This window comes from Pantoea sp. EEL5, from assembly GCF_049892805.1.
GTDB classification, from domain to species: Bacteria; Pseudomonadota; Gammaproteobacteria; order Enterobacterales; family Enterobacteriaceae; genus Pantoea; species Pantoea ananatis.
Genome location: NZ_JBNDNJ010000001.1, coordinates 1236368 through 1249948, shown reverse-complemented (window position 1 = coordinate 1249948; position 13581 = coordinate 1236368). Strand labels below are relative to the sequence as shown.

General features: G+C 51.8%; 14 protein-coding genes. 8 read left to right on the top strand and 6 right to left on the bottom strand.

All coding sequences use genetic code 11. The features are described 5' to 3' along the window. The first annotated feature begins 34 nt into the window (after positions 1 to 34). Positions 35 to 463, top strand: a complete 429-nt coding sequence (gene arsC / locus ACPXSQ_RS06060) for a glutaredoxin-dependent arsenate reductase (protein WP_014593704.1) — start codon at positions 35 to 37, stop codon at positions 461 to 463. Between the two features lie 410 nt (positions 464 to 873). Here arsC and ACPXSQ_RS06055 read toward each other — a convergent pair whose 3' ends face one another. Genes ACPXSQ_RS06055 through ACPXSQ_RS06045 form a run of 3 tightly spaced genes read right to left on the bottom strand, consistent with a single transcriptional unit; the run spans position 874 to position 3138 of the window. Continuing rightward, entirely contained in the window at positions 874 to 1977 is a 1104-nt protein-coding gene (locus ACPXSQ_RS06055) for a M20 peptidase aminoacylase family protein (RefSeq protein WP_014605846.1), read from the bottom strand. Positions 1978 to 1994: 17 nt separating this feature from the next. Next, positions 1995 to 2462 (bottom strand): YjiG family protein, encoded by a 468-nt coding sequence (locus ACPXSQ_RS06050; RefSeq protein WP_013025769.1) that lies wholly within the window; start codon positions 2460 to 2462, stop codon positions 1995 to 1997. Beyond that, positions 2455 to 3138, bottom strand: a complete 684-nt coding sequence (locus tag ACPXSQ_RS06045; RefSeq protein WP_426143119.1) for a nucleoside recognition domain-containing protein — start codon at positions 3136 to 3138, stop codon at positions 2455 to 2457. The genes ACPXSQ_RS06050 and ACPXSQ_RS06045 overlap by 8 nt, the downstream gene beginning before the upstream one ends. A 374-nt stretch (positions 3139 to 3512) precedes the next feature. On the opposite strand from ACPXSQ_RS06045, the gene ACPXSQ_RS06040 reads away from it, so the two are divergent. After that, a complete protein-coding gene (locus ACPXSQ_RS06040; protein WP_019105226.1) occupies positions 3513 to 4409 on the top strand; it encodes a LysR substrate-binding domain-containing protein in 897 nt (298 codons plus the stop codon). Positions 4410 to 4599: 190 nt separating this feature from the next. Here the strand turns inward: ACPXSQ_RS06040 and ACPXSQ_RS06035 are convergent, their stop codons facing one another. Beyond that, positions 4600 to 5322, bottom strand: a complete 723-nt coding sequence (locus ACPXSQ_RS06035) for an SDR family oxidoreductase (RefSeq protein WP_019105227.1) — start codon at positions 5320 to 5322, stop codon at positions 4600 to 4602. 98 nt (positions 5323 to 5420) lie between these two features. Here ACPXSQ_RS06035 and ACPXSQ_RS06030 point away from each other — a divergent pair, with 98 nt between their 5' ends. Then, a complete protein-coding gene (locus ACPXSQ_RS06030; protein ID WP_116584504.1) occupies positions 5421 to 6320 on the top strand; it encodes a LysR family transcriptional regulator in 900 nt (299 codons plus the stop codon). Positions 6321 to 6517: 197 nt separating this feature from the next. Then, positions 6518 to 6991, top strand: a complete 474-nt coding sequence (locus tag ACPXSQ_RS06025) for a VOC family protein (protein ID WP_014605850.1) — start codon at positions 6518 to 6520, stop codon at positions 6989 to 6991. A 137-nt stretch (positions 6992 to 7128) separates the two neighbouring features. Here ACPXSQ_RS06025 and ACPXSQ_RS06020 read toward each other — a convergent pair whose 3' ends face one another. Beyond that, a complete protein-coding gene (locus tag ACPXSQ_RS06020) occupies positions 7129 to 7515 on the bottom strand; it encodes a hypothetical protein (RefSeq protein ID WP_028715127.1) in 387 nt (128 codons plus the stop codon). A 486-nt stretch (positions 7516 to 8001) separates the two neighbouring features. Between ACPXSQ_RS06020 and ACPXSQ_RS06015 the strand changes: the two genes are divergently transcribed. The 4 genes from ACPXSQ_RS06015 to ACPXSQ_RS06000 all read left to right on the top strand — a co-directional run bounded on the left by ACPXSQ_RS06015 (position 8002) and on the right by ACPXSQ_RS06000 (position 11566). After that, complete coding sequence (locus ACPXSQ_RS06015; RefSeq protein ID WP_210523521.1) at positions 8002 to 8607, top strand: sugar O-acetyltransferase; 606 nt, start codon at positions 8002 to 8004, stop codon at positions 8605 to 8607. 642 nt (positions 8608 to 9249) lie between these two features. Then, entirely contained in the window at positions 9250 to 9918 is a 669-nt protein-coding gene (gene fetA, locus ACPXSQ_RS06010; RefSeq protein WP_014593695.1) for an iron efflux ABC transporter ATP-binding subunit FetA, read from the top strand. Then, positions 9905 to 10672, top strand: coding sequence for an iron efflux ABC transporter permease subunit FetB (gene fetB / locus ACPXSQ_RS06005; protein WP_024471601.1), 768 nt, complete (start codon positions 9905 to 9907; stop codon positions 10670 to 10672). Before fetA ends, fetB begins: the two co-directional genes overlap by 14 nt. Before the next feature lie 222 nt (positions 10673 to 10894). After that, on the top strand, positions 10895 to 11566 hold the full coding sequence (locus ACPXSQ_RS06000; RefSeq protein WP_014593693.1) for a winged helix-turn-helix domain-containing protein: 672 nt from the start codon (positions 10895 to 10897) through the stop codon (positions 11564 to 11566). Between the two features lie 189 nt (positions 11567 to 11755). Here the strand turns inward: ACPXSQ_RS06000 and ACPXSQ_RS05995 are convergent, their stop codons facing one another. Next, positions 11756 to 13300 (bottom strand): methyl-accepting chemotaxis protein, encoded by a 1545-nt coding sequence (locus ACPXSQ_RS05995; protein ID WP_014593692.1) that lies wholly within the window; start codon positions 13298 to 13300, stop codon positions 11756 to 11758. Positions 13301 to 13581 lie beyond the last annotated feature (281 nt).

Here is a 13581-nt window from a genome sequence, read left to right as displayed (position 1 = left end):
TGCGCCAGCGTAGCCCCGTAACGGAGTGCCATTTATGACTAACATCATCATTTACCACAACCCGGCCTGTGGGACGTCGCGTAACGCCCTGGCGCTTATCCGCAACAGTGGCGTGGAGCCAACAGTGATTTTATATCTGGAGACGCCACCCTCCCGCGACGAGCTTAAAAAACGGATAGCGGATATGGGGATCCGCGTGCGCGATCTGCTGCGCAAAAACACAGAGCCGTATGAACATCTGGGGCTGGCCGAAGATCGGTTCAATGATGATGAACTGCTGGATGCTATGCTGGCTCATCCTGTCCTCATCAACCGTCCGATAGTCGTGACGCCGCTCGGCACAAGGCTCTGTCGTCCGTCTGAGGCCGTTCTGGGCATTCTGCCTGAGTCACAGAAGGGAGCCTTTACGAAAGAGGATGGCGAAAAAGTTATTGATGAGTACGGCAACCGGACCGGTCACTGATTTTTCAGCGTTTTGCCGACAAGCAGCAAAAAACATAGCCGACGCTTTGTCCCGTTTTTACCCTGTGGCGCACGACAAAACAACCCGATTCGCCATTTCAGGCAGAGGCGTTCGGTTAGGCATTCGTCGCCATCTGTGCCACCAGCCCATCCGGTAACCGATATCGCTAAAGAGGGTGAAATTGGCCCCCCGTGACGGTGACGGATACCGGTGACCTCCTCCCCGGCAGACAGCAAAGCCCGGCGAAAAGCAACGTTTACGCTTGGGTACAAGTCACAGGGCCACTCACCTGAAAAGGATGCCCGTAACGGCTTCACGATGATGGCCGCGAACGTCGGACAGCATTGTCGGCCCTCTCTTCTGCAATACTGATATCCGACGAGCACGGCACGTCACTGTAATGCTGATCGTCAGCCCAGCACATCCTCCACACAGGCCTTAAACACTTTCACTCCCAGCGCCAGCGCATCGCGGTCAAAATGCATCTCCGGATGATGCAGGCCGGGCGTCAGGTTGGCGCCCAGTCCCCAGAAGCCGCCTTTGATTTGAGGCCGAAGACGCAGATAGTGGAAGAAATCTTCACTGCCAGGTGTCGATTTAGCCGCGGTGAGGCCGGTTTCACCAAACACACTGCGGATAGCACGTGTGATGACCGCTGTTGCCTCGTCATGGATAATCGCGGCGGGCATCTCTTTCAGAATGCGAATTTCCGCGCGCGCACCATACGCGGCGGCGCTGCTCTCAATCGCGCGTATTACCTGAGGTTTGAGGCTATCCATCGCTTCGTTCTCTGCGGCGCGCAGATCCCAGCACACCTGCGCGCGATCAGGAATCGAGTTGGTCACGCCCGCATCGCAGAGAAAACGCGTCGCTTTCGCGCTCCATGTCAGCGAGGGCGCAAGATGAATGCCGTTTACCGCCTGCACCGCATGGGCGGCGGCATCCAGCGCGTTAACGCCTAAGTGCGGGCGCGCAGCGTGCGCCGCTTTGCCATGAAACATCACTTCCACCGTGGCGGACGCGGAGTAGTACATTGCCGGCACGGCCTGGCCCATCGGGCACTCCTCCAGCGGGCGCAGATGAAAGCCAAGCAACATATCAACATCATCCAACACGCCGCCTTCGGTCAGGGCTATCGCGCCGGTGCCTAACTCCTCAGCAGGCTGGAAGATCAGCTTCAGCCTGCCCTTTTTCACCCGCTCCTCAGCCATCACCTCCTGGGCCGTGGTCAATACGACGGTGGAGTGACCATCGTGCCCGCAGGTGTGGCGCGCCACATGTTTGCCGTCAATGATATGCCCCAGCGCATCCATATCGGCGCGCAGCGCTAAGGTCGGGCCGGGCTTACCGCTGTCCAGCACCGCGACAATACCGGTGGTGTTATTAACCTGGCGCGTGACCTGGTAGCCTGCCGCCTCCAGCACGCCCGCGATGTAGGCGGACGTCTTGTACTCTTCGAACCCCAGTTCCGGGATCTGGTGCAGGTAATTAAAGTGCTCAAGTGTAGGTGACACGTCTTACTCCTTAATGCTCAGGCAATAACGCGCATAATCAACATGGCGATTACGGCATTGAGAATGCTGACCGCCATCAGTAGCGGCCAGTACTTTTTCGGTACATCGGCCACGCCCAGCAGGCGCCCCATGTACTGGAGTTGCGAACCCATCAAAAAGATGGCGGGCGCAAGAATCGTGATCTGCCCTATATCAAGCTGGCCTTTGCTCAGCAGGCTGATGGCAACGCCGGTTCCGGCAGATGACGAGAGCCAGGCGGTTAACAACACGGTGATCGCCTCACCGGGCAGGCCGAATAGCCCCATCAACGGTGCGCACACGTGGCCAATAATCTGCATCACCCCTAACAAATTAAGCATTTCGGCGATCACGTAGGCCATTAATACATTCGGCATCAAATTATTAATGGCAATATTAAAACCCTTGCGCGCACCAATTACGAAAATATCAAACGGATTACTGGAGACTTTTGCCTGATTACTCATTGTCGAAATCTCGCTTATAAACAGTATTTAATGCCAGTCGCACCACGGCTGCGCCAACGAATTTAAGCACAAACATTAAAACCAACGGAATAATAATCGGGATGGTGAGTGAAGCGAACATCGCCGAGCCGATAGAAAAATAGTTATTAATCAACCCGGCGCCGGAGTATTGCCAGGATCCCATAATCACCAAGTCTTTGCGGGTGATCTTTTTGCTGTCATAGAGCTCTTTCGTTAATGCCGCGCCGGCATCGGTACTTTGCAGGTCGGTAATCAGCGCAAGGCCGGTATAACCCGGAAGGCCGAGCAGTGGTTTTAACAGCGGCGTGAGTAATTTATGTGCTGCGCGGATCGCGCCATAATGGGTGAAGATTTCCAGCAGGCCAAGTGCCAGCATCACCGTGGGCACCAGCGAAAGCGCGAAGAGGAAACCCGCTTTGGCACTGATGCCGCCGCTGCCGATAAAGGTGTTGGTTTCCGGCGTCTTCATGGTGCCGAACGCGCCGCCAAGCGTGGTGAAATCAAACGCGCCCAGCCATGCCATGCCGTCAACCTTGAAAAAGAAGCCTGAAAAGACAAGCAGCACAATGACCAGTGAGATCCACGCGCCGGGCCCGACGTTCCACGCCTCTGTGGCCTCTTTTTCTGGCTCATTCAGTGTTTTTGGTTCGCTCATATCATCTCTCTTTACATCTGTAAGGGAAAAGTCCTGATACTAAGCAGGATCCATGCCTGAATAGCCCAGCCGTAAAATAAATGCCTTTTATTAAGATTAATGGCGCAATAAAACCCCCTCGCTAAAACTCGCAAGAAATTTATTTTTTTGCCGGGAATTGCTATTTCATTACGCCTGCTTCGAATCGCAACAAAGTATTCCCTCACCCTTTTGGGGCGCATTGTTGGTGCAATAAGAGCACTTTTACTTTTTTATTTACGCTCTCTCAACGCCTGGCCATTAATTTGATTATCACTATTTAAACGGCTTGATAAATAGCCATCAAATGATGTTATTGTTGCTCTCTGGTCAACAGTAACGAGGAAGTGTGGCAGATGTTCCAGGATAAACAGGTGGGTTATCTGTATGAAGTCGGTAACCAGGGCGGCATTCGCCGCGCGGCAGATATCCTCGGCGTTAACGCATCCGTGGTCAGCCGGCAGATTGCCCAGCTTGAACGTTCGCTGCAGCTTCCCCTGCTGGAACGGCGCGGGCGTAATGTGGTGTTGACCGAAGCGGGACGCCTGCTGGCGGCGGATTATTTTACCAGCCGTCAGCGGCGCGAAAAGCTGGAGAGTCAGCTTAAAGATCTGCGCCATATGCGCGGCGGGACGATTTCGGTGCGCATCGGCGGCGGATTGATCACGGCGTTTATTGAGGGCGTCATGCGTGAGTTTGCCCAGTGTTACCCGCAGGTGTTTGTCGATATTGTCGTGGGCAGCATGCAGGAGATGATGAACGATATCGTGAGCGGCGAAGCGGATATGGCGCTGGCCTTTGGCCCGATCGGCACACCGGAACTCAAGCGCCACAGCTTTCAGTGGGGGCCGATTTGTGCCGTCGTCGCGCCGCAGCACCCCATTGCCAATCGCGCCAGCATTACCATTGAAGAGTTGACCGCTCACCCGCTTATTGCCCTGACGGAGAACTTCGGCCTGCAGCGGCACATGAATGCGATGTTCAAAAGCCAGGGTTTGCAATTTCACCCGGCCTACCGATGCAACCTCTTCTCCACCGCCATGCACCTCAGCCAGGCGGGGCTCGGCGTCTCGTTTATGACGGCCTACGCCGCTGCCGATCCTATTCGCCAGGGCGCGCTTGTCGCCGTTCCACTCGACCACCCGATCGCCAGTAGCGCCCAGTGTCACCTGCTACGGAACTCGGACAGGCGCTTTACGCCAGCAGCTCATCATATGTGGCGACTTCTGCACAATGCGTTTCGTGACAAATAAATATTGAGATCCCTGTCTTTACTGAAGGCCACATTTTTTGAGATGCGTTCATGCTGATGCATGCCTGTTGATAACAGAGATGTGCTTAACACCCAGCATCCACAGCGTCAGATAACAGACAGAACGTTACCCTGTAAATGTTGCTCCCGATGTATTGAATGAAAAGTGCACATGACAGTTAACTCACGCTTCAGTTTGGCGACGCTGTGGGTCTGATAGTTATTTCTGTTGTGTCAACGTTTTCAGGCGCTTCAATAATGTGCCTTACGGCACGGGCAATATCCGCGGGTTTAAGGGCAACAGAACGGTAAGCGTCCATTGCCGCCATCGTTTCCGCATGGGTAATCGTCGACGCCAGTTCACTTTCTACCACCCCTGGATTGACACAGGTCACGCGGATTTTTGAGCTTTCCTGCCGCAGGCCATCAGAAATAGCCCGTACGGCGAACTTGGAGGCACAGTAGACCGCGGCGGTGGGTACGACAGAAAGGGCGCCAATCGAGCCAATATTGATTATCTGTCCGGAACCCTGCGCTTCCATCAACGGAAGTACGGCACCCATTCCCCACAGCACGCCCTTGATATTTACGTCAATGATGCGTTCCCATTCGTCCTGTTTTCCGGCTGCAAGCGGTGAAAGCGGCATAACGCCCGCATTATTGATGAGAACATCAACCCTGCCCCAGTTATCCAGCGCGGCCTGAACAAAAGCGGCCATAGATACCCGGTCTGTGACATCCAACAAATGTGCTTGCGCGATACCGCCTGCGCTGCAGATTTCCGCTGCAATGGCTTCAATACGCGCCAGTCTGCGTGCTCCCAGTAACACCTTCGCGCCTGTCGCCCCTAACTCTCTGGCAATACCTTCCCCAATACCACTGGATGCGCCGGTAATTAATATAACCTTATTCATAACGTTCTCCTTCAAATGGGTTCGGAGAGAGAATAGGACGTTACGATAAGTTCAGGTATCCTGCTTTCAATGTACTCAGTGGTTAGCAGCATTAAACAATGAAAATCGATCTTAACCTTTTGCCCGTTTTTATCGCGGTAGCAGAAGAAGGTAATTTCAGTAAAGCCGCCGCACGGCTGGGTGTGACTCGTTCGGCGGTCAGTCAGGGAATGAGACGGCTTGAAGATACTTTCGGGACGATGCTTGTCATGCGCACCACCCGCGCGGTTAATTTAACGGAAGCGGGAGAACGACTGCATAAATCGCTGTCATTACCTTTAACCGGAATTAACGCTGCGTTCGAAGAGATCGTTTCTGACCCTGCGCCACGTGGACTTCTCAGAATCGCGGTGACATCGATAGCGGAAGAATTCCTGTCAGGTCCGTTGATCGCTTCGTTTGCAGCGGCCAATCCGGCCGTGACGCTCGATATTGTTGTGACGGACGAAGAGTTTGATATCGTGGCTGCAGGTTACGATGCCGGCGTAAGGCTTGGAGAAGTCATTGAAAAAGACATGATTGCGGTTCCCCTGACCGGTGAGCAACGCGAAATGGTGGTCGCATCCCCTTCCTACTTCACTGCCAACGGCCTGCCTGTTCATCCGCGCGATCTTGTACATCACCAGTGTATCGGCTGGCGCCAGTCCCCGCATATTCCGCCTTATCGCTGGCCATTTGAAGAGAACGGAAGCGCGTTCGACCTTGCGATTGAGCCGCAAATTACCACTAATGATCTGCGTCTGATGTTGAGGCTGGCTCTAACCGGCGGAGGCATCACACTGGCCACTCAGGAAACGTTCAGGCCCTATATTGAGAGCGGTGAGCTTGTATCCGTACTTGATGACTTTCTGCCAACATTTCCAGGCTTCTATCTGTATTTCCCTCAGCGTCGCAATATGGCCCCAAAGCTTCGCGCCCTGATTGACCACGTCAGGAAATGGCGGCAACAATCGACGTAAATTCCTGCACAGGTTCTGTTTCATATCAGACCCGCGTGTTGAAGAAGGGGCGGTGTTGGAGGTGGGTTGAATAACCCTTTACAGGGATGATGCTTCCGCAACGGCACCATAACAGGACGCAGTTTGTCCCATTCGAATATTTTCAGCGGCTCAAACCGGTCTTTAAGCTTGACCTAAACTTAACCTGAGCTTTTAGAATGCATGTTTTGCTACGCATTGGGCGGATTGGGTATATGAAAATAGTCGATGTTGGTTTTACGCACGTGGCATTCGCTGTCAGAGACTTAGATAAGAGCATTGCTTTTTATGAACGCTATGCCGGTATGGTTGTTGTCCACCGTCGCGAACCCAACGTTCCGGATGCACGTAAAGTGGCATGGCTCAGTGATCACAGCCGTCCATTTGCGCTGGTTTTGGTTCAGTCAGACAAGGTCACAGACACGCCCTTAGGTCACTTTGGGCATCTCGGCGTGGCATGTGCCAGCCGGGAAGAAATGGATAAGAAAATTAAAATGGCGCGCGCTGAAGGTGTTTTGCGTAAAGAGCCTGAAAATGCGGGTGATCCTGTGGGTTATTACGTTTTCTTCGCTGATCCTGATGGCAATACGCTGGAGCTTTCTTACGGACAGCGAGTGGGGCTTGAGGCCATTGGCAGCATGGCTTCTGATTAAAAGCCCGTGAACAAAAGCGATATTATTTCAGCAGGATGCGTGCCACCTGCTGTCCGGTATCGTTCTCTGTCCACTAACGGTATTTGATGACCATGCTGAACGGATCATAAAGCCTGCATTCCCGGTGCTCAACATCGTTATTTTGCCAAAGAACGTCGCGCCATGATGTTTTGTGCATAACCTTCAATACCAATATGGTGATCATGACTGATCTGAGAGATAAAGCTCTGCAGGAATTCGGGTGTTGAGTGAAGCGTGTCGGCAACGAGGTTATCGAAATCGCGCTGGGTTAAGCGGTCATTTCCTTTTAGCGTCGAATGCTGAAGCACTGTATGCGCAGTAATTTCGAGAACGGCGCGTCGGTAATTATCAGTCAGCAGGACATCAAGATCTTCCCGCTTAATCTCAAATGCAAATTCATAGGTGATAAATCCCGAATCGACAGGGAGTGAGTAGACCAGTTTGCCCCCTTCCTGATCGACATGAGGTTCATAGCCTTCTCCCATAAGATGCACTGACTGCATATCTCGCTCCTTTTTTGTCCTAAACTATTGAAGATGACTCGCTGAAATAACAACGCTTTTATGTCTTATCGGCTTGATGGCAGGCGGCAAGGTGCTCTGCATCCGTGCCCTTCACGCCCATAATGACACAGGTCTCCCGCAGCGTCGCGACACGAAGTCGCTACGCTTCATACGTCGAAGTGGAAACGGCTGTTCAGGCCTGCATTTCCCCCTGCCCATGAGTATCAGCATCTCAAACGTAAGGCATGACGTTGTTAATGATTAAATGATTTCTTTGAATGAAATACCGATAAATGCGCGGGGATTTAACGAAATGATTTTCGCACAATAGATTATGGATGGGGCATAACATGCAGATTTTAAAAACGTTGCGGTGCAACGTTATATCATTGGTGCTGCCAGGGTAGCCATTTCGTCCCTGAGGCAATAAAAATCGAATACACTGTCTTCTGGACAACGATCTTCAAAAAAATGATAAGGAAGCCGATGAACGATGTAACCTGTGTACCTGATGGTGATCTCTACGATGCCACTCACGATGAGCGCATTCTTCATCTCCGGGATCAGGCTAAGGCACTCTGTTATGACTATAACCTGAGTCGACCCGACAATAAGGAAGCGCGCCTGGCTATTCTGCAGCGGCTTCTTAAAAAGTGCGGCAACAACCCTGTTATTGAACCGCCTTTCTACTGTGACTATGGCGCTAACATCAGGGTTGGCGACAATTTTTATGCTAACCATCATCTTGTTATTCTTGATGGGGCGGACGTGGTGATCGGGGATAATGTTTTTCTCGCCCCAAACGTCGGTATTTATACCGCAGGCCATCCTCTGGATTCTGAACGCCGTAATCAGGGACTTGAATATGCGCTTCCCGTGACCATCGGCAATAATGTCTGGATCGGCGCAGGTGTCAGCATTGTTCCGGGCATTACCATCGGCAATGACGTTGTCATCGGGGCGGGAAGCGTCGTGGTCAAAGATATTCCGTCAGGCGTACTTGCTGCAGGCAACCCTTGTCGTATTATTCGCGAAATCAATGATGAAGACCGCGCCCGCACGGCATTTTGCCCCAGGAAAGCCCCAAGGTGAGATCGGCATTTTGCGTGATCGAACAGGAAATATTGCTATGGCCGAACAGGTCAGTCAGGCCGGGAAGTCAAAACCAGGGCAGGCTATTGCCGGTATTGCACCAGCGTCCTGAGCAGCGACACTGGAGAGGGCTTACTGGCGAGCCTGGGCCAGAAGATAAGCGAGGCTGCCGCAGTGCTTTCTGTACGCTGTGGCTATTCACCGCCGCGTTATAAGACGATTCTTCAGATTAACGTTAAGCAATTTAAAAAGTGATGGCTTTTATTGCTGCTGTACAAGCCCGCAAGGAAAGCCATGCCCCTCCGGAGAGAAGATCTGGAGAACGATCGCCGTCAGAGGTGGGTAACGTCAAGCAACGTCGACCATCAGGAGTCACGGTTATCGTGTTAACGGAAAGACATAAAAAATTTCTGCTCCGAAGGGGAGATTCGTGATTACAATTCCTCGCAATGTTATTCACTTCAACTAGCTTTCACACTAATACTGACGCAGGCAAAAGGGGTTATCGGGCAAAGGCCGAACGTCTGGAATCTGTCACCTGATGGGCAGTGTGCATCGGCGTCATAAACGAAATTATCTTGTTATGGATTTAAGACCGAAAATCATTTATCCCTGCTGGTTATTATTCTTTGAGGATGCGTTATGACCCCATTTTTACCTCTGCTTGACGTACAGGATGTGACGCTTTCAAGCCAGGGACGCACGCGACTCCTCCCCGTTTCTTTACAGATTCATCACGCAGACTCGCTTGTCCTGACCGGCCCTTCCGGCAGCGGCAAAAGCACACTTCTCAAAATTATGGCTTTATTATTAAACCCAACCGCTGGGCAAATTCGCTTCAGGGGGCAGGATATCACTGCGCTTAACACCGAAGAATATCGCCAGCGGGTGTCTTATTGCTTTCAGACCCCACAGCTATTCGGTAACACGGTCTATGAAAATCTGGCACTGCCGTGGCAACTTCGCCAGCAGAAGCCCCAGCGCGACCACCTTGTGGCAGCCCTGGAAAGCGTGAATCTGTCACCGGAGATGCTGAATAAACCGGTTGAGCAACTTTCAGGTGGGGAAAAGCAGCGTGTCGCACTGCTTTGTCATCTGCAATTTGTGCCTGATGTCCTGTTACTCGACGAGGTGACCAGCGCGCTGGATGAAGATAATAAACGGGTGGTTCATGCGTTGATTAACAGCTTTGTCACCAGCGATCAGATGGCGGTTGTGTGGGTCAGCCATGATGTTAATGAAATACAGCACGCCACACGTCTGTTACGTTTGGCGCCGTCAGAAAAGGAGAATAATGTTGAGTCAGCATAATATTACTGACACCTCGCTACTGCTGTCCCTGATCCTGGTGGCCGTGGCAATGCTGATCAGCCAAAAAGAGAAACTGGGTATGGGGAAAGACATCCTCTGGAGCGTAACCCGGGCCATCATTCAGTTGGTCATTATCGGTTATGTTTTGACGTCGATTTTTGCTGTCAACAATAGCTGGCTGACGGTGTTGATGGTGCTGTTTATTTGCGTGAATGCCGCCATTAACGCGGGAAAACGCAGCCGTAATATTGAGCATGCCGTTGTGATCTCCTTTGTAGCGATCGTCAGCGGAACGGTCATGACGCTGGCTATTTTGGTGTTGAGCGGTGCGATCGCGTTTCTGCCCATGCAGGTTATCCCCCTTTCGGGAATGATTGCCAGTAATGCCATGATTGCGGTGGGCCTGTGTTACAGCAATCTGAACCAGCGCTTTAGCGATAACCGCCAAAAAATTTTGGAAATGCTCAGTCTTGGGGCACCGGTAAAGCTGGCTTCTGCGCGCATCATTAGTGAAAGTATCCGGGCTGCCATGATCCCAACAGTGGATGCGGCTAAAACGGTCGGTCTGGTGAGTTTGCCTGGCATGATGTCTGGATTGATTTTCGCAGGCATTGATCCATTAAAAGCGATTAAGTACCAAATGATGGTTACGTTTATGCTTATTGGCACGGCCAGCTTGTCGACCATCATTGCAGCCTACCTGTCCTATCGGCGATTTTATACTGCCCGTGCACAGCTCAAAATGACCTTGTAGGCGATTTTTAACGCGAGTCTGGCTGTGCTCGCCTTTGCTCGTGGCAGTAACATCGCTGCGCAACGCGTGAGCCTGTTAAATTCACCTCTGTCGTCCTGTTGTTATCGCTTATTTTCAACACAACGAGGTAAAACACATTCATTAAATTTATGCTTAACCATTGGCAAAAAATGCTTTTTTTGTTAATTTTTGTTCATCGTTATCTGTCGGGCATCACAATAAATGCGCGTTTTAATTGTCGAAAAAGAGCAATCCTGTGGTCACGAGCTGGCATCCCGGTTGTCCTGCCAGGGCATGGTGGCCGACATCGCTTTTGAAGGCAATGACGTAGTCCGTCTTATCAAAAAGAACCCGCCTGACCTGTTTCTCTTCCGGTGTCATCAATTAACGGATCAACACTGCGCGTTGATAGCGCGTTACCGTAAAAGAGGCATAGACGTACCTGTCCTGATTGCGGCGGCGGAGAGCACTAAAGCACTCAGGATTAAGGTCCTGGGCGCAGGCGCGGATGATTTTATTGACGATGATACGGATACAGAAGAGCTGGCAGCGCGTATGCATGCCATCGTTCGCCGTGGTCAGGGCAAGGCCTCATCGCTGATCCAATTGCCCCCCTATGAGCTTGATACCTTTTCCCGACAATTGATGAAAAATGGAACTGACGTCGCGCTGACCTGCTTCGAATATATTATTATTGAGACGCTGATGAAGAATGCCGGAAAAATCGTCACTAAAGAGCGATTGATGCATCAGCTCTATGCCGATGCTGACTATCGAAATCAGGACGTGATCAACGTTCTGGTGTGCAGACTAAACAAAAAGCTGAGCATCGAACCCGACAACCAGATTCGAAGCGTCCGCCGGCTGGGTTATACTTTTCAGCAGCCAGCATGATCTCATTAGCAACCTTAGGGGGAAACCCTTATCTACGCGCTTTTTTTACGCATTATGTACCACGGCGTAAAATGTGTCTTCGCGGTCAGGCGCGACGTAATAACAGCTTGTGAGCAAGTGCCCGCGCGTTGCGATGGCCAAAAGGCCCGGAACACCGGGCCAGCCGAATGAATGAATCCGGAGATGACGTCAGACTCGAAAAGCCTCAACCATTCCGCGCAGCGCATGCGCCTGTTCAGAGAGTGACTGCGAGGCAGAAGAGGATTCCTCAACCAGTGCGGCGTTATTCTGCGTCACCCCATCCATTTGATTCACGGCTACACTAACCTGAGAAATACCTTGCATCTGTTCGGACGAGGCAAGGGAAATGGTATCCATTGTCTCAGCCAGTTCACTCACCATGCCAACCACTTTCAGGATACTCTCGCCTGTTGTTGAGGCGACAACCACACCGCTTTCGACCTGATGAACGGCCTCTTCAATCAACACTTTGATATCTCGTGCCGCATTGGCACTTCGCTGCGCCAGCGTTCTGACCTCGCCAGCCACAACAGCAAAGCCCCGCCCGTCCTCACCCGCCCGTGCCGCCTCAACCGCCGCATTCAGAGCCAGAATATTGGTCTGAAACGCGATACTTTCGATGACGGAGGTGATGTCGCGCACTTTGGTAGCACTCACCGAGATATCGTGCATGGTTTCTGACATTCGCTTAACGTCTTCCTCGCCCGAGCGTGCCAGACTGGCGGTCTCGCGGGCTGATTCAGCCGTCTGCCGGGCGCTCATCGCGTTCGTCTTAACCGTGGCAGTCAACTGTTCCATGCTGGCAGCCGTCTCCTGAAGCGCGGCTGCCTGCTGCTCGGTCCGGGATGACAGTTCCGTGTTGCCTTGAGAGATCTCATCAGCAGCGAGTGCAACGGAGGAGGACGTATCCCTGATATGGGTCACCATGCTGCGCAGATTCGTCTGCATGGCATTGAGCGAAGCCAGCAGGCTGGACGTATCATTACGTCGCAGTACGACAGGCGATGTCAGATTACCCGAAGCGATAGCCGCTGCCAGAACCTGCGCCTGCACCGGCTCTCCGCCAAGCTGGCGCATTAACGTGCGGGTAATAATCCAGCACGCCGCGATGGCGATGCCAAAAGAGAGAGCCACCAGCACCGACATCAGAACTGCAGTCTGGGATACCGTTTCCCTCGCATCTTTGACCGTTTTTTCACTGACCTGCATCTGGATTTCAGAAAGTTTATCCAGTGCGTTTAACATCTTACGTTGTACCGGCCTCACTGCTTTCATCAGGTAATCGATCGTTCCCGACGGCGATTTGTTCATGGCTGTTTTACCCGCGAGGGTAAGCATATCCAGGGCTGTATCATCCGTTGCCCGCAGATTTTCAAGGGCGTTTTTTCCTTCTTCTGAAACGTTCACTGCCATGCTGGTAGCCAGCTTGTCTCGGTTCAGTATGTATTTTTCCTTTTGCGCCATCAGCCTGTCCCATTCCGGCTGTTTTTCCTTTTCGTCGGTTAACAGTGCGATGTTTCTTACCGCCACCGAGATGTCCCTGGCCGAGTTGCGCATATCCTGAATCAGGTTGTATCGATACATTTTATTGTTTACCGCATTATCCATGTCATCGCGCGCCTTAAGGAGTGCGTGAAGTGCAATCCCTGTGCAGAGTAGAAACAGGATAATCAGCAGACTAAAACCGGCTGCGAGACGGGTGGCTATTTTCATATTATTTTCCTTTATGGTTCTATACGTTGCTGTGTCGTACTGGCATTGCTGAAAGTATTCGCAGGTAAGCAGGCTACGAATGAAGTTTTTCTCGTCTTAGTACGTTTAACGGCGAACCGGGCATTATTTATAGATCAGAATTGTTAATTTATAGCGGACAAAACGGACGAGACGATAAACCAGGGACGCAAAGCCCAGTACTAATGCGGTTCTGACCATAACGAAGGCAGGCTGAATATATTGTTATAAAAAGTTTCATAACTTCCAAGGACAATTTCAGC